This window comes from Nocardia sp. NPDC050175 (assembly GCF_044459885.1).
GTDB lineage: Bacteria > Actinomycetota > Actinomycetes > Mycobacteriales > Mycobacteriaceae > Nocardia.
The window spans coordinates 360,953-376,278 of the sequence record NZ_JBITJI010000002.1 but is presented as its reverse complement, the minus strand read 5'-3'; the positions used below and the strand labels follow the sequence as shown (position 1 = coordinate 376,278).

The window sequence follows — 15,326 nt, the reverse complement described above, 5'->3', positions numbered from 1 at the left end:
CTAGTTTCCTTCCACTATTGCTTGATCGAGCGCCTCGATTTCGGACAGGCCCGCCGCGGACCGACCGGCCCGGCGGCCGGAGAAGATGCAGTCCGACAGCGACAGCCCGCTGACATAGGACTCCGAGCAGATGCCGATGGCGGTCCTACCGGCCGCGAAGAGTCCCGGAATATCGGTTCCGGCAGTCGATTTCACCGCACCGGTCTGCTCGTCCACGACGACGCCGCCGAGGGTGAGCATCGGACACGGATTGGCCAGGCTCGGTTTGATGCCGACATCCAACAACCAGAACGGTCCGGTGCGCAGCGGTTTGGTGAACTCGGCCGGCTTGCCGACCGGGTCCGGCGTGCCGTGCTCGATGGCGGCGTTGTGCGCGTCCACTGTCGCGCGCAGTCCGACCACTTCGATCCCGGCCTTCGCCGCGACCGCCTCGAGCGTGGCACCACGAATCGCGGTGCGCCGCATCGCCTCGAACTGGCCGCGCTGGAACCAGGCGCCCTGCTTGCCGATCTGGCCGATCGCGGTCCGCATCAGCTCGTCGTCGGCGAGCAGCCAGCCCTTGCCGTCGTGTTCGGTGATGAGCGCGTGGCCGACCGCGGCGCCGTATCTGGTCTCGTCGATGACCCGGCGGCCCGCCGCATCGACCAGCACCGCGCCGGTAAATGCGCTGGGCGGCAAGAGGAACCGCCAGGCGGAGACATTGCCCATCCGATCGGTGGCCGCGCCGACCCGCTGCGCGAGCAGGATCCCGCTGCCGTCGTCGCCGGTGGTGCCGAGCGCGAGGCCGCCGCGATAGTCCGGCGCGTATTCGCGCAGCATCGCTCGATTGGCGATGAATCCACCGGCGCTGAGCACCACTCCGCGCCGGGCGAGCACGCGGATTGTGCTGCCGTACTGGTGATCCAGCCGTTCGAGCCGCTTCTCCAGTGCGGCGCGCAGCGGCGGATAGTAGATACCCGGCTTGGCCGCGACCTTCGCCATGCGGGTGTACCGGTCGCGGACGCGACCCGGTGCGTCACGCAACGTCCGACACTCGACACCGATCACCGTGCCCGCGTCGTCGACGATCAGTTGCGTTGCCTGCGTGAGTGTTTCGACCCGGACGCCGAGCCGGGAGGCGGCGGCGGTGAGCGGCCCCGTCAGCTGCTTGCCGGAGGTACCCTTGCCCTTGACCCGATGCCCACGCTGCGCCGCCGGGATGTCCCGGAACGCGCCCGAGATCTCACTGCCCGAGTAGTACAGGTAGTAGCTGTCGTTCGGGTACGACGTCTTGTACGGGCACAGCGACGCCTCGAACGGAACGCCATGGCCCTTCAGCCACTCGATCATCGCCGGGCTGCCGTCCACGAACCGGCGCAGCGTCTCCGGCGACACCGCGTCGCCGACCTCGCGCTCCAGATACCCGAGCATCGCCTCGGGCGTATCCGCGACACCGGCTTCCCGCTGCACCGACGTCCCGCCGCCCGCGTAGATGATGCCGCCGGACAACGCCGACGCCCCGCCACCGGCGAACCGCTCCAGCGCGAGCACCTGCGCGCCGTCGGCCGCCGCTTCCAGCGCGGCGGCGGCTCCGGCCGCGCCGAAGCCGACGACGACCACGTCGGCCACCAGGTCCCAATCGAACCCCATGTAGTTCACTCCGGTCTGAAACTGAAACGAGTTTCTCAGCAAGCGGAAAGCCAAGTAAGTCTTCTGCCACACAACATAGACCAATGGCGGCATCATTCTATAACGTGTTCTACATGATTGATCGGGAATACGATGTGGTGGTCGTCGGCAGCGGCGCTGCGGGCATGACCGCCGCCCTCACCGCCGCCCACCACGGGCTCAGCGTGGTGCTCATCGAGAAAGCCGCGCACTACGGCGGGTCCACCGCACGCTCCGGCGGTGGCGTCTGGATCCCCGGCAACAAGGCGCTGCGCGCGTCCGGCCGACCTGACGACCGCGAAGTGGCCCGCACCTACCTGCACAGCATCATCGGCGACGTGGTGCCCAAGGAGCGGATCGACACCTACATCGACCGAGGTCCGGAGGCGTTCGACTTCGTGCTCGACCACACCCCACTGAAGATGAAGTGGGTGCCGGGCTACTCCGACTACTACCCCGAGGCGCCCGGCGGGCTCGGCGAGGGCCGCTCGTGCGAACCGGCCCCGTTCAACGCCAAGGTGCTCGGCGCGGAGCTGGCCAACCTGGAGCCGCCCTACGCCAAGGCGCCGCTGAACGTCGTCGTGATGCAGGCCGATTTCGTCCGGCTCAACCTGATCCGCAGGCACCCGAAGGGCATCGCGCGCGCACTGCGGGTGGGTGCGCGCACCTACTGGGCCAAGGCCACCGGCAAGCACATCGTCGGCATGGGCCAGGCGATCATCGCCGCCATGCGCAAGGGGTTGCTCGACGCGAATGTGCCGGTGCTGCTGAACACCCCGTTGACCGGGCTCGTGGTGGACAACGGCGTGGTCACCGGGGTCGAGGCCGAGCACGAGGGCGAGCCGGTGACCTTCACCGCGCGCTACGGCGTGGTGCTCGGCAGCGGCGGCTTCGAGCACAATGCCGAGCTGCGCACCAAGTACCAGCGTCAGCCCATCACCACCGAGTGGACCACCGGCGCGGCCGCCAACACCGGCGACGGCATCGTCGCGGGGATGGCAGCGGGTGGCGACGTCGGCTTCATGGAGGACGCCTGGTGGGGTCCGACCATCTTCAAGGGCGGGCGGCCGTGGTTCGCGCTGGCCGAGCGCAATCTGCCGGGCACCATCATGGTCAACGCCGCGGGCAGGCGTTTCGGCAACGAGTCCGCGCCCTACGTCGAGGCCGTGCACACCATGTACGGCGGCGAGTACGGCCAGGGCGAGGGGCCGGGCGAGAACATCCCGGCCTGGCTGGTCTTCGATCAGCGCTACCGCAACCGCTACATCTTCGCCGGTTTGCAGCCGGGCCAACGTTTTCCGTCGCGCTGGATGGAGAACGACAACATCGTCAAGGCGGACACTCTCGAAGAGCTGGCCACCAAGATCGGCGTTCCCTCGGCCGATCTCGCCGCCACCGTCGCCCGCTTCAACACCTTCGCCGAGACCGGCAAGGACGCGGACTACGGCCGCGGCGACAGCCACTACGACCGCTACTACGGCGATCCGACGGTGAAGCCGAACCCGTGCCTCGCCGCGCTGGTGCAAGGCCCGTTCTATGCCGCCAAGATCGTGCCCGGCGATCTTGGCACCAAGGGTGGCCTGGTCGCCGACACCTCGGGTCGGGTGCTGCGCGAGGACGGCAGCCCGATCCAAGGGCTGTACGCCGCGGGCAACAGCTCGACGCCGGTGATGGGCCACACCTACGCGGGCCCCGGCGCCACCATCGGCCCCGCACTCACCTTCGGGTACCTGGCTGTGCTCGATATCGTCGAGAAGCGGGCCGCGCAGCCCACCCGTCCGCTGCCAAGCAGCAAGGAGGCCTGATGCCCATCGATCCGAAAGTCGCGCTCGGAGCGGAACTTCCGACCCGTGAATTCGCGTGGACACCGTCCGATGTGCAGCTGTATCAGCTGGGCCTCGGCGCGGGCACGCGGTGGACCGAGCCCGCCGAGCTGCGTTACCTCGACGACCGTACGCCGCAGGTGCTGCCGACGTTCGCGACGGTAGCGCCGACCCTGCACGAGACCGAACCACCGCGAGTCAGCTTCCCCGGCATCGACATCGACCTGGCCAAGGTGGTGCACGGCCATCAGGAGGTGGAGGTGCATCGCCCGATCCCGGCCTCGGGTAAGGCGACGAGCACCGGGCGGATCACCGAGCTCTGGGACAAGGGTTCCGCGGCGGTGGTGGTGCAGGAGCAGACCGTCACCGGTTCCGACGGCGAGCCGCTCTGGACCACGCGGTCCTCGATCTTCGCGCGTGGTGAGGGCGGCTTCGGCGGCGAGCGTGGGCCGAGCACCAAGTCCGAACTGCCTGATCGGGCACCGGATTTCGACGTGACCACGGCGACGCTGCCGCAGCAGGCGCTGCTCTATCGGATGTTGGGCGACCGTAACCCGCTGCACTCGGATCCCGAATTCGCCCGCGCCGCCGGGTTTCCCGCGCCCATCCTGCACGGGCTGTGCACGTACGGCATCGTCTGCAAGACGGCTACCGACACCGTGCTCGGCGCGGATGCGAGCCGGGTCACCGGATTCCGTGCCCGCTTCGCCGGTGTGCTCTACCCGGGCGAGACGATCCGCACTCGCATCTGGCAGCAGGACGGTGAACTGACCATCGCCGCGACGGTGGTCGAGCGCGAGGACGCACCTGTCCTCGGCGACGTGACCCTGCGGTTCCGCTGACGTTCACGCACCACTCTTGATTTCCGGCACATGGAATCGCATGCGATTCCATGTGCCGGAAATCACGGATGGTGCGGCTGTGGTTGGATGCCTGCCGGGCGGGGGTCGGCGCCGTTGCGGGCGCGGCGGATCGCCGCGCCGTGGACTACCAAGGCGTACAACAGGATTATCAGGATCGGCGCGGCGAGCGGAGCCCACGCCAGGCGCAGCGGGAGCAGCGCGGCGCCGACGCCGGCCGCGGCGAAGCCGACCGCGCCGGTCACCGAGGGGACGGTGGTCGGGACGACACCGTGTGGAGCGGTGACAGTGGCGGCGTTGAGTAGGTAGGTGGTGGCGACCAAACCCGTTGCCGCGGCGGCGAGTACGCCGGGATCGGCGACGGCGAGCACACCGACGGCCAGCAGGACGGCGGCGACCGCGACTGGACGGAACCACCAGCCGAGCGCGACCAGGACGAGGGCGGGAACGGCCGCCCACGGCTCCAGCAGCGCTACCGACGTCACCAGCAATACGCCCGACAGGACGGCGAGGAATCTGGTCATCGGCGCACCCGGACGGTACGGCGGTGTTCCGGCAGCACGCGCATGATCTGGTCGAGTCGGGTGTCGGCGGGCCAGGCCACGATGTCGACGCCGACGGTACCCATGTCGCGGTACATGGAGGCCCGCTCGAGCTGCCACATCTTGGCCAGGGTCGGATCGAGCAGGCCGCGAAACGGTGTGCCGCGCAAGACATCCACTACCACCACGACGTGCCCGCGCTTGCGCAGATCGATCAGTGCGAGCGCGAACTGGGTGTCGAGCAGCGTGGAGAAGGCGACCACGATGGCACCGAGCGGCACGGCCGAGTGCGGCGCCAGGGTGCCGGTGGTCGGGATGTGCTCGTCGCCGACGCCGAGCACGGTGTCGACCACCCGATAGAACTGTCGGCGCCCGATATCGGGCCGCAGCCAACGCGGCGCCTGCCCCAGGCAGACTACGGCGGTCCGATCACCGGCCTGCAGGGTCGACTGGACCACCTGCGCCGCACCGCGCACGGACAGTTCGAGGGAATCGGTGGCGGGGCCCGGCGCCTGCTGCGAGGTGTCCACCAGCACAACAACATCCGCGGATCGGTTGGTCAGCCGCTCGGTGACGTACAGCCTGCCGCGCCGCGCACTCACCGGCCAGTTCACGATGCGCAGCTGGTCACCGGGCGCGTAGGCGCGGATGTCGGCGTATTCGACGCCGGGTCCGTGCCGACGGGTCAGGTGGGTACCGAGTCGCTCGGGAAGCTCGGTGCGCGGCAACCGCATTCGCTGCGGATCGGTGATCGGGTAGACGAACAGTTGCCCGGCGGGCAGTACGACGTTCGCGACCGCGAGACCCGCCGGACTGAGCGCGGACACCCGCACCGACACCGGATAGCGACCCCACCGGTCAGCCGACAGCGCGAGCCGTAGACCGGCCGGAGCGACGCCCGAATCGCTGGCCTCCTCGACCTCGATGCCAAGTGCCACTACCGTTTCCGGCTTCAGCCGCAACAGCGCGTGCCCCTGCTCGACGAACGCCGCGACGGTAAGCACCACCTCTTCGGATTCGAAGCACCGCAGCGTCCCACCACCGTCGACCTGGATCTTCGTTGAAGACTGCTGCCACGGTGCGGTGGCGAGCACCCCGAGCAGCGGCGCGGCGAAGACCACCAGTTGCCACCGTCCGAGTACCACCGCGAGCACCAGCGCCGCCGCAGCGCAGATCGCCAGCATGAAGACCAACGGTGCCGGGCGCCACCGCAATTCGGCCTCGACCGCGGTGCTGGCGTCGCGATGCCTCATGACTGCGCCTCGCTGGCGCTCGGCTCCGTCATGGGCATGGCGCGCTGGCACATGATTCGCTCGCTACGCTCGCTCATGTCACGGTGGCGCGCGGAACAGGCAGGCGGCGCAGCAGTTCGGTGATCACGTCCTCGCCGCGGATCCGGCGCACCCACATCTCCGGCCGCAACGTGATCCGGTGTGCCATGGCCGGAATCGCGAGTGCCTTAACGTCTTCCGGAATCACATAGTCGCGGCCGAGCAGCAGCGCGCGGGCCCGTGACATCTGCACCAGGTCCAGTTCGGCGCGCGGACTCGCGCCGACCTCCACCTGCGGATGCGCCCTGGTGGCCGTGGCCAACGCGACCACGTAACTCACTACATCCGGATGCACCGTGACGTATTCGACCGATTGCCGCATCTCCATCAGCCCGTTCGCATCCACCACCTGAGTGACCTGCGGTGTCGTCGAACCACGCTCCAGCCTGCGCCGAATCATCTGCTTCTCGTCCTGCTCGGACAGGTAGCCGAGCCGCAGCTGGATCGCGAACCGGTCGAGCTGAGCCTCCGGGAGCGGATAGGTGCCCTCGTACTCGATCGGGTTGTCCGTCGCGAGCACGATGAAAGGCTGTGGCAGCTGGAAGGTTTCGCCGTCGATGCTGACCTGTCCCTCGGCCATCGACTCCAGCAGCGCGGCCTGGGTTTTCGGCGGGGTCCGGTTGATCTCGTCCGCGAGCAGCACGTTGGTGAACACGGGTCCGCGCCGGAAGGTGAAGCGGCCGGAGTTCATGTCGTAGATGGTCGACCCGAGTAGATCGGCGGGTAGCAGGTCCGGCGTGAACTGCACGCGGGTGAACTGCAGGCCGAGCGCCGCGGCGAACGATCGCGCGATCAGCGTCTTGCCGAGACCAGGTAGATCCTCGATCAGGACGTGACCGCCGGCGAGCACCGCGATCATGATCAACCGCATCTCTTCCTGCTTGCCGACGATCACCCGGGATAGCTCCCTGAGCACGGCATCGCTGCGCTGAACGGTGACATCCATCGGCATCGTCATGTGTGTACCCGCACTTGCCTCAACCCATTTCACATTCTCTGCAGGCGGCTCAGGATCTCGTCCAGCGCCGCCCGTCCCGGTGCCCTAGTGGTCTGATCACGCAATGCCGAGTTGGCCGGGTCCACCCAGCGCCACAGTTCCGGCCCGAACAGATGAATGCCCGCGGCCTCGGTCGCCCGCCGATTCTTCGCGACCCGCTGCCCGCTGGACAGCTCGAACTCCTTGGCCAGCAAGGGGCGCAGGTGCCGGTCCCAGTCGGCGCGGGTGCCCTCGGCGCGGTCGGCGAGCATCTGCGCCCTGGCGTGCCAGCGGTGCAGCATCTCGGCGGGACCGTTCTCGATCTCGTCGATGTCCTGGTAGCCGCGCGGCTCCGACCGCTCGAGCAGTGACCAGACCAGCCAGGCGAAGGCCACCGCCACGGGCACCGCCGCGACGAACAGCAGCACCCCCCGCGCGCGGTCGAGGGTGACGATCTCGATCAGCGCGATGACGATCGCGGCACTGATGACGATGGCCGTTCGATTCAAGCTGCCGCCTCTCCTTGCAAGTCCGCCAGGACAATTCGCAACAGTTGCTCGGCCCGCATCCGCTGCCACTCCAGCATCGCGTGCGGACTGAACCTGGCCTCCTCGAACAGCGAAACCAGTTCCCGCGCGGACGCGTCGTGCAGCGCGCCGCGCTCGAAGGCGCGGGCGAGCACCTCCATCGGAGTGTCCGAAGCCAGCGGCGCGGCGGCGCGATCGAAGGCGAGGCCGCGTTCCATCGCGACGTAGCAGGCGATGATCGCGGCGCGCGGCTCCTGACCGGGCACATTCATTGCGGCCAAGCCCATTTCGGCCGCCCTGGCCAGCGAGTCCACCGCGGTGGGCGCGACCGGGACCAGTGGCAGCGGAGTCGGCGCGGGCCTGCGCCGGGCGGCCACGGTGACCACGATGAGCCCGGTGATGGCCACGCCGAGTAAGGCGACCGCGGCGATGGCGGTCAGTACCAGGGCCGTGCCGGTCAACTCGGCGGGGGTGGCGCCGGGGTCGGGTGTCGCGGTGGCGAAATCGTCCGGCGGCCGACCGGTGGTGGGGGCCGATGCCGATGGTGGGGGCGCGCTTTCGCGTCCGACGCCGACGAAGAACACAGCGGAGGCGGCCGCGAAGATCAGCGCGAGCGCCGTGAGCCCGGCCAGCACCAGCAGGCCGACGCGGCCGAGGCGCCACTGCTGGCGGTCGGTGTCGCGGTCGGGCTCGGGCATGGCCAATGGCAGGCGGTGCTGGCTGGCGATCACGCCTGCGAGCAGGATCACCACGGACACGGTGAGCAGTACCGGCATCAGCGCCACCGACAGCGCCGAGGATGCGGGGCGATTATCGCGGGATTCGGTCACTCCTGGGATGTATCCGTGCAGGGTGATCGCGGCAAGGACCAGCAGCGTGATCAGCACGATCACGCGCATTATCGGCGCTCGCGCCCCGGCCACTGATTACCACCAAATCTGAGTACTGCACAAAACAGCCACATAGTTACATGCCGGACGGTCCGCTCGGGAGGGAATCGAATACTTTGGAATACATCCTCTTAAACCGTGCGCGGGACTGCTCCGGCCCAGGTCGTCAGGGTCATGCACAACTATCCGATGGGGGAAGGTGCCAATTGGGATAGTTCACAAAGGCGGCTGGCGAGTCGCGCAATATCAGGGACATTCTGGACACCTTCGGTCAAGTCCGCCAAGGAGACTCGCGCCGACACAGTGAGTTCGCGATCCGCGTCGTACAGCACGTCGACCACGTTGACGAAACGCATCGCCCAGCCGGGCGGTACTTCGCGCAGGGGCGGCACGTCGCAGATGACCCATCGCCGAAAGCGTTGGGCCAGTTCGACATAGTCGGCGGGGGCGGTGGGAGTGCCGCACAGCGAGGCGAATTCGATGGTGAGCGTGGTATCGGCTGCTCGGGCGCGCAGTTTGCGGGCGCCGATGTGCACCCAGGTCGCGTCCGGACGCACGGTGTCGCGGTCCCCGGGATCGATCCGATACCGACCCGCCGCGAAACCTGTTCGGCGGGCGAGTGATCGGTCCGCCGTGGTGCGATAGTCCAGCGGTCCATCGATCGAAATCACGTCCAGGTTCCCGGTGATGCGAGCGATCGTCGGCAAAAACCGGTCGTGGAACAGCGGATTCGGCAGCAGCTCCGCGGGCGGGTAATTCGACGTCACCACGAGGGCCACGTGCCGCGCGAACAAAGCATCGAGCATTCGGGCGATGAGCATCGCATCACCGATGTCGTGCACATGGAATTCGTCGAAGCAGACCAGCCGCGCATCACCGAGCAGCGCGGCGACCGCCTTATCGATGGAGCCCGATGCATGGACGGCTTCGTGTAGCCGGACAAAGAACTGATGGAAATGAAAGCGACGCTTCCGATCCGACGCGACACCGGCGAAGAACCGATCCATCACCATCGTCTTCCCCCGCCCCGGCCTGCCATGCAGATAGATCCCACGATGCCGCCTGACCGGCCTACCCCGCCGATCCACCAACTCCCCTAGCCGCGCCACCGCCCGAGCCTGATCCGCGTCCAGGACGATCCCCGAAGTTTCACCGCTGATTTCCATGACACCTCCTCGTCCTCTACATTTGTAGAGGACTCGCCGAAGCGAGACCAGGAGAGGTGACGATGTCCACAACCGACCGGCGCACGCTGATCGTCGACGCCGCGATCGATCTGATTGCCGCCCAAGGCCTTCGAGCGCTCACCCACCGCGCCCTCGACACCGCGCTCGCCCTCCCCGCAGGCTCGGCGTCGTACTACTTCCGCACGAAACGCGCGCTCATCGAGGCGATCGTCGACCGGATCACGACCCGCTCCCGCGAGGACTTCATCGCCGCTCAACTCCCGCAGCCCGGACCCGTTGATCCCGACGCCGCCGCACGCGGCATCGCCACCTGGCTGGACCGCCTACTCGCCGAACGACGCAATCACCTGATCGCCAGGCATGCCCTCATCCTCGACCTGTTGTCAGATGCTGATCTGCACGCCCGACTGGCGCGCAGCCTATTCTCCACCGAGCGCGCCCGAGAACTGTTCCACGCCATGGACATCCCCGATCCCACGACAGCCGCCGCCGACTTCATCGCCCTGCTCGAAGGCGCGGTCTTCGACCGATTCGCGGGCAGCCGAGCGGATCTCGTGCCAGGCACCCCCGCAAGCGTCCGCCAACTCACCACCCTGCTGGCGATCTACTTTCGCGGCGTCCGCGCCTGACCTGGAAGTTCAGTCGAAATCCGCGGCTCGAGGGTGGTCTCTAAATTCTGGAAGCTCGAGCTCGACATCTGCGGCCCCTTCAGGCAGACCGAGCAGATCGACCGCTGCGGCGGCGTACCACCCACGTTCGCTGTAAGTGGCGCCGGTGAAGTGGGCGCGGATGCCTGCGGCGGGGTAGGCGATGATGGCGTCTGGGAGGGCGTCGAGGGGGAACCAGCGGAGTTCATAGCACTTGTCGGGTTCGCGGTTGGTGGGGTTGCCGGTCCAGTGGCGGGCCTCGAAGAAGAGGCCGAGGCGGGGGTCGCGGCCGGAGCCGACCACGTGCGAGGTGTGGATGTGGCGGAGGTCGGCGGGGTTGATCTGGACGCCGGTTTCCTCGTTTGCCTCGCGCGCCGCGGCGGCGGTGGCGGATTCGCCTGCTTCGAGTTTGCCCGCGGGCAGGTGCCAGAGGCCGTCGAATTCGTCGTCGCTGCGGCGCTTGCTGAGCAGCAGGCGGCCGTCGCGGATGAGCAGGACGTGGACGTCGACCAGGTGCCGAGCGGCCATGGGGCTCCTCACGTGCGGCGATGGTGCCGATTCGAACTTACCGTCGCGCGCCTAGTTCGAGAGCGATTGCGCCGCGCACCAATTCGCGGGCGCGGGCAAGTTCGACAGTGCCGCTGAGCCAGCGCATGCTCACACCCTCGACCAGCGCGGTGAGCCGTTCGGCGGCATCGGTCGGTGCGATATCGGCGGGGACGGTGCCCCGATCCTGGGCGCTGCGGATCAGCGCACTCAAGCAGTCGGTCCAGCGGACGGTGGCGGCGCGGAGTTGGTCGCGCAGCTCCGGCTGGAACACGGCGGTAGCGCGGGACTCGCCCCACGCGGTGCTGTTCTCGATGACCAGCGGAGTGTCCTGTAGCTCCAGCAGCAGCAATTGTTCGAGGTGGCCGAGCGGGTCGGCGGCGGCGTCGACGTCGGATTCGGTGTAGCGCTCGGCCCGGGTGCTGATGAAGTCCAGGGTCTGCGCGAGCAGGCCCGCTCGGTCCTTGAAGTGGTAGTAGATCAGCGAGGTGGAGACACCGGCCGCCTCGGCCAGCTCCTCCACGCGTAGGCCACGGATACCGCGCTGCGCGACCACGCGGGCGGCCGACTCCAGGATCGAATCACGACGAGACATGGCGTCAATGGTACCGTGTAATCCTGACTGAAATTTCAGTCAGGATCTGTAACCAGGATCATCGACTATCGGAGCCCGTGATGGAGAACCACATGTCCCGCCGATCTGCCTTCAGCGTCCTCGCCGGCCTGCTCGCCGCAGGCGTCTCGGCATGCGGCTCGTCCGAGCCGTCCACCCCGGGCGAGCCCAGCGCACCCGAGCCGGCCCCGGCGGGGCCCGGTGGCCGGTTCGGCGCCGAATGGGAGAGCCATGCGCGCACCTTCATGTCCTGGCCCGCCCAGGCGGCGATCTGGGGCCGGTACCTCGGCGACGTCCGCAAGGACATCGCCGGGCTGGCGCAGGAGATCGCCGAGTACGAGCACGTCGTCATGCTGGCCAGGGACGATCAGCGCGACGCGGCACAGCGGGCCTGCGGCAGTGGTGTCGAGGTGATTTCCCTTGCAGTGGACGACCTTTGGGCCCGCGACACCATCCCGGTCTTCGTCGAGCAAGCGGGCAAGGTGGTCGGCGTCGACCTCGGCTTCAACGGCTGGGGCAACAAGCAGGGACACGACAATGACGGCCCGCTCGGCCGGAAACTGCTGTCACGCTATGGGATTCCTCGGTACCAGGCCCCCTTCATCGCTGAAGGCGGCGCACTGGAGACCGACGGCGAGGGCACCCTGCTCGTCACCGAGAGCTCGATCGTCAACGACAACCGTAATCCCGGCAAGAGCCGCGACCAGCTCGAGGCCGAGCTGAAGCAGACCCTCGGCATCGAGAAGGTGATCTGGTGCGCGGGCGTGCGCGGCGAGGACATCACCGACGCCCACATCGACTGCCTGGTCCGTTACGTGGCGCCCGGAGTTGTCTTGCTGGACACCGCGTTTCCCGGTTCGCCCGCCGATTCGTGGTCGCGGTCGGGCGAGCAGGCACGGCAGGTGCTCGCGGAGGCCACCGACGCGCGTGGACGCAAGCTGCAGGTCGTCGACCTGCCGCAGCCCGACCCCGATCAGATCACCGGCCAGGGCGATGAGTTCGTGTCCAGCTACGCGAACTTCTACATCGCCAACGGCGCGGTGTTCCTGCCGGAATTCGGCGACCGGCGGGCCGACGATCGCGCGCAGGGCATCCTGCGGGATCACCTGCCGGGCCGGGACATCGTCCCGGTCCCGATCGATGAGATCGCCGCGGGCGGCGGTGGCATCCACTGCTCGACGCACGATCAGCCGGGCGCGCCGATCCGGTAGCTCAGTTCGCGCTGAGCACCAATCCCGAGGTCGGTACGCCGGTACCCGCGGTGACCACGATGTTCTCCAGGTTCGCCACCGGGTTCACCGAGGTGCCGCGAATCTGGCGTACCGCCTCGGCGATGCCGTTCATGCCGTGAATGTAGGCCTCGCCGAGCTGTCCACCGTGCGTGTTCAGCGGCAGCCTGCCGCCGACCTCGATGGCGCCGTCGGCGATGAAATCCTTGGCCTCGCCGCGACCGCAGAAACCTAGTTCTTCCAACTGCATGAGGACGAACGGGGTGAAGTGGTCGTAGAGGATGGCGGCCTGCATATCGTCAGGGCGCAAACCACTTTGGGCCCACAGCTGGTCGCCGACCAGCCCCATCTCCGGCAGGCCGGACATCGCGTCGCGGTAGTAGCTGGTCATCACGTACTGATCGGCGCCGGAACCCTGTGCGGCGGCGGTGATCACCGCCGGACGCTGCGGCAGGTCGCGGGCGCGTTCGGCACTGGTGACCACGATGGCGACACCACCGTCGGACTCCTGGCAGCAGTCGAGCAGGTGCAGCGGCTCGGCGATCCACCGCGAATTCTGGTGATCCTCCAGGGTGATCGGCTTGCCGTAGAAGAACGCCTCCGGGTTCACCGCGGCATGCTTGCGGTCGGCGACCGCGACGCGACCGAAATCCGCACTGGTGGCGCCATATACGTGCATGTAGCGCCTGGCCACCATGGCGACCTGCGCGGCAGGCGTGCCGAGACCCTGCGGGTAGGACCAGCCCGCGTCGATGCCCGACGAGGTGGGGGCGGACGCGAGCGCGGTGGAGAACTGCCCGAACCGGGACACCGAACGCTCGTTGAAGGCCCGGTAGGCGACGACCACCTCGGCCACGCCGGTGGCCACCGCCATGGCGGCCTGCTGAATGGTGGCGCAGGCCGCGCCGCCGCCATACCCGATGTGGCTGAAGAACTTCAGCTGCGGGATGCCGACCGCCCTGGCCACGGCGGCCTGGGTGTTGGTGTCCATGGTGAAGGTGGTCAGGCCGTCGACGTCGTCGGGCGTCAGGCCCGCGTCGGCCAGCGCCGCGGTGACCGCCTCGGCGGCCAGGCGCAATTCGCTGCGACCGGAGTCCTTGGAGAAGTCGGTGGCGCCGATGCCGACGATGGCCGCGCGGCCCGAGATGCCCTGCTCACTCATGCGTACTCCGGTAAGCGATAACGGCTTTCGCCGTGACGTGGTCGCCGAGGCTGTCCTTGCCGACTACGTCGATGTGGATGTCGCCGCCCTCGATGGCGGTGACGGTGCCGGTCAGGGTGAGCGTGTCGTTGGCGTACAGCGGCACGCCGAGACGCAGCGAAATCGACTTCAGCACCGCGCGCGGCCCGGCCCAATCGGTGACGAAACGCTGGATCAGGCCGGTGTCGGTGAGGATGTTGACGAAGATGTCCTTGGAACCGCGGGCGACCGCCTTGTCCCTGTCGTGGTGCACATCCTGAAAGTCCCTGGTGGCCAGGGCCGTACTGACCACGAAGGTCGGATCGGCCAGGATCACCAGCTCGGGCAGCACAGTACCGACCTGCACGGAGGTCGGCACGACCGTCGTCGTCATGCGATCACCTGCCAGACGGGCAGCGTCGCGTCGTCGTCGAGCTTCTCGAATTCCACCCGAACAGGCAGCCCCACTTGCACTTCCGCAGAATCTATCCCGCGCAGTTCGCCGAGCATGCGCACCCCTTCCTCCAATTCGACCAGCGCGACCACGAACGGCAGTTGCCGCCCTGGCACCTTCGGCGCGTGGTGCACGACGTAGCTGAATACGGTGCCGCGCCCCGAGGCGACGACGTAGTCGGTCTGCTCCGACTTGTCCTTCCACAGGGCCGGGATCGGCGGATGCCGCAGCGAACCGTCGGGCAGCTTTTGGATGCGCAGTTCGCCCGCTTTCGTGCCCTCCCAGAAGAATTCGGTATCCCAGGAGACCAGCGGCTTGACCCGTTCACCGGCGGGCTTGGGCGGCGCGGCGGTGCCCGGCGCGAATTTCAATAGCCGGAACAGCATTTCGGCGACCAGCTCGTCACCGACGTGCCAGCTGGTCAGGAAGGTGACGAACCAGCCCTCCCCCAGCGCCGTCCGCTTCGGCCCGCGAATATCGGACAACCTGCTGGTCGCCGATACCTGCTCGCCGACATTCAGATACCGGTGATAGGTCTGCTGACAGTCGGTGGCGACGACCGAGGTGTACCCGGCGGCATCGAGCAGCTCGGTCGCCTCACCCATCGGATCATCCAGTGGGCGAACACCGTTGAGACCGAACATGGTCCACACCTGCGCCATGGCGGGCGGCGCGACGATGCCAGGATGCCCGGCGGCCTTGGCGGCCGCCTCATCGACATAGATGGGATTGGTGTCGCCCAACGCCTCGACCCAATTGTTGATCATCGGCTGGTTCACCGGATCACGCGCGAGACGCGGCGTGCAATCACCGGCCGCCTTGATCCGTTCGGCCTCGGCGACAATCGCTTCCGGACTGGTGGTTTCCGGCACGC

The 15,326-nt window shown here is 67.9% G+C and carries 16 protein-coding genes; 4 read left to right on the top strand and 12 right to left on the bottom strand.

Annotation, left to right across the window (positions count from 1 at the left end):
• The gene (locus ACIBK2_RS07285) at window positions 1–1,629 is read right to left on the bottom strand and encodes an FAD-binding protein (protein ID WP_396964660.1); all 1,629 of its coding nucleotides are present in this window, start codon (window positions 1,627–1,629) and stop codon (window positions 1–3) included.
• Window positions 1,630–1,742: 113 nt separating this feature from the next.
• Here ACIBK2_RS07285 and kstD point away from each other — a divergent pair, with 113 nt between their 5' ends.
• Together kstD and ACIBK2_RS07275 are read left to right on the top strand one after the other, a co-directional pair.
• A complete protein-coding gene (gene kstD / locus ACIBK2_RS07280; RefSeq protein WP_396964658.1) occupies window positions 1,743–3,452 on the top strand; it encodes a 3-oxosteroid 1-dehydrogenase in 1,710 nt (569 codons plus the stop codon).
• Entirely contained in the window at window positions 3,452–4,312 is an 861-nt protein-coding gene (locus ACIBK2_RS07275) for a MaoC/PaaZ C-terminal domain-containing protein (protein ID WP_396964656.1), read from the top strand. The genes kstD and ACIBK2_RS07275 overlap by 1 nt, the downstream gene beginning before the upstream one ends.
• A 62-nt stretch (window positions 4,313–4,374) precedes the next feature.
• Here ACIBK2_RS07275 and ACIBK2_RS07270 read toward each other — a convergent pair whose 3' ends face one another.
• From ACIBK2_RS07270 to zapE, 6 genes are all read right to left on the bottom strand, one after another.
• Window positions 4,375–4,854, bottom strand: a complete 480-nt coding sequence (locus tag ACIBK2_RS07270; RefSeq protein ID WP_396964654.1) for a hypothetical protein — start codon at window positions 4,852–4,854, stop codon at window positions 4,375–4,377.
• Window positions 4,851–6,125 carry a DUF58 domain-containing protein gene (locus tag ACIBK2_RS07265; RefSeq protein ID WP_379282018.1) on the bottom strand — a complete coding sequence of 425 codons (1,275 nt, stop codon included), beginning with the start codon at window positions 6,123–6,125 and terminating at the stop codon, window positions 4,851–4,853. Before ACIBK2_RS07265 ends, ACIBK2_RS07270 begins: the two co-directional genes overlap by 4 nt.
• Window positions 6,126–6,198: 73 nt before the next feature.
• Complete coding sequence (locus ACIBK2_RS07260) at window positions 6,199–7,161, bottom strand: AAA family ATPase (protein WP_379282017.1); 963 nt, start codon at window positions 7,159–7,161, stop codon at window positions 6,199–6,201.
• A 29-nt stretch (window positions 7,162–7,190) separates the two neighbouring features.
• Window positions 7,191–7,688: a hypothetical protein gene (locus ACIBK2_RS07255; protein ID WP_396964652.1), complete on the bottom strand. Its 498-nt coding sequence runs from the start codon at window positions 7,686–7,688 to the stop codon at window positions 7,191–7,193.
• Window positions 7,685–8,605 carry a DUF4129 domain-containing protein gene (locus ACIBK2_RS07250; RefSeq protein WP_396965859.1) on the bottom strand — a complete coding sequence of 307 codons (921 nt, stop codon included), beginning with the start codon at window positions 8,603–8,605 and terminating at the stop codon, window positions 7,685–7,687. The genes ACIBK2_RS07255 and ACIBK2_RS07250 overlap by 4 nt, the downstream gene beginning before the upstream one ends.
• A 173-nt stretch (window positions 8,606–8,778) precedes the next feature.
• The gene (gene zapE / locus ACIBK2_RS07245; protein ID WP_396964649.1) at window positions 8,779–9,762 is read right to left on the bottom strand and encodes a cell division protein ZapE; all 984 of its coding nucleotides are present in this window, start codon (window positions 9,760–9,762) and stop codon (window positions 8,779–8,781) included.
• A gap of 62 nt (window positions 9,763–9,824) precedes the next feature.
• Between zapE and ACIBK2_RS07240 the strand changes: the two genes are divergently transcribed.
• Complete coding sequence (locus tag ACIBK2_RS07240) at window positions 9,825–10,412, top strand: TetR/AcrR family transcriptional regulator (protein ID WP_396964647.1); 588 nt, start codon at window positions 9,825–9,827, stop codon at window positions 10,410–10,412.
• A 9-nt stretch (window positions 10,413–10,421) separates the two neighbouring features.
• On the opposite strand, the gene ACIBK2_RS07235 is transcribed toward ACIBK2_RS07240, so the two are convergent.
• Window positions 10,422–10,958 (bottom strand): NUDIX domain-containing protein, encoded by a 537-nt coding sequence (locus ACIBK2_RS07235; protein ID WP_396964645.1) that lies wholly within the window; start codon window positions 10,956–10,958, stop codon window positions 10,422–10,424.
• 37 nt (window positions 10,959–10,995) lie between these two features.
• A complete protein-coding gene (locus tag ACIBK2_RS07230) occupies window positions 10,996–11,571 on the bottom strand; it encodes a TetR/AcrR family transcriptional regulator (RefSeq protein ID WP_396964643.1) in 576 nt (191 codons plus the stop codon).
• Between the two features lie 92 nt (window positions 11,572–11,663).
• Here ACIBK2_RS07230 and ACIBK2_RS07225 point away from each other — a divergent pair, with 92 nt between their 5' ends.
• On the top strand, window positions 11,664–12,800 hold the full coding sequence (locus tag ACIBK2_RS07225; RefSeq protein WP_396964641.1) for an agmatine/peptidylarginine deiminase: 1,137 nt from the start codon (window positions 11,664–11,666) through the stop codon (window positions 12,798–12,800).
• 1 nt (window position 12,801) lies between these two features.
• Here ACIBK2_RS07225 and ACIBK2_RS07220 read toward each other — a convergent pair whose 3' ends face one another.
• The 3 genes from ACIBK2_RS07220 to ACIBK2_RS07210 are packed head-to-tail and all read right to left on the bottom strand — an operon-like array spanning window position 12,802 to window position 15,324.
• Complete coding sequence (locus ACIBK2_RS07220; protein ID WP_396964639.1) at window positions 12,802–13,980, bottom strand: lipid-transfer protein; 1,179 nt, start codon at window positions 13,978–13,980, stop codon at window positions 12,802–12,804.
• On the bottom strand, window positions 13,973–14,392 hold the full coding sequence (locus ACIBK2_RS07215) for a MaoC family dehydratase (protein WP_396964637.1): 420 nt from the start codon (window positions 14,390–14,392) through the stop codon (window positions 13,973–13,975). The genes ACIBK2_RS07220 and ACIBK2_RS07215 overlap by 8 nt, the downstream gene beginning before the upstream one ends.
• Window positions 14,389–15,324: a bifunctional MaoC family dehydratase N-terminal/OB-fold nucleic acid binding domain-containing protein gene (locus ACIBK2_RS07210; protein WP_396964635.1), complete on the bottom strand. Its 936-nt coding sequence runs from the start codon at window positions 15,322–15,324 to the stop codon at window positions 14,389–14,391. The genes ACIBK2_RS07215 and ACIBK2_RS07210 overlap by 4 nt, the downstream gene beginning before the upstream one ends.
• Window positions 15,325–15,326 lie beyond the last annotated feature (2 nt).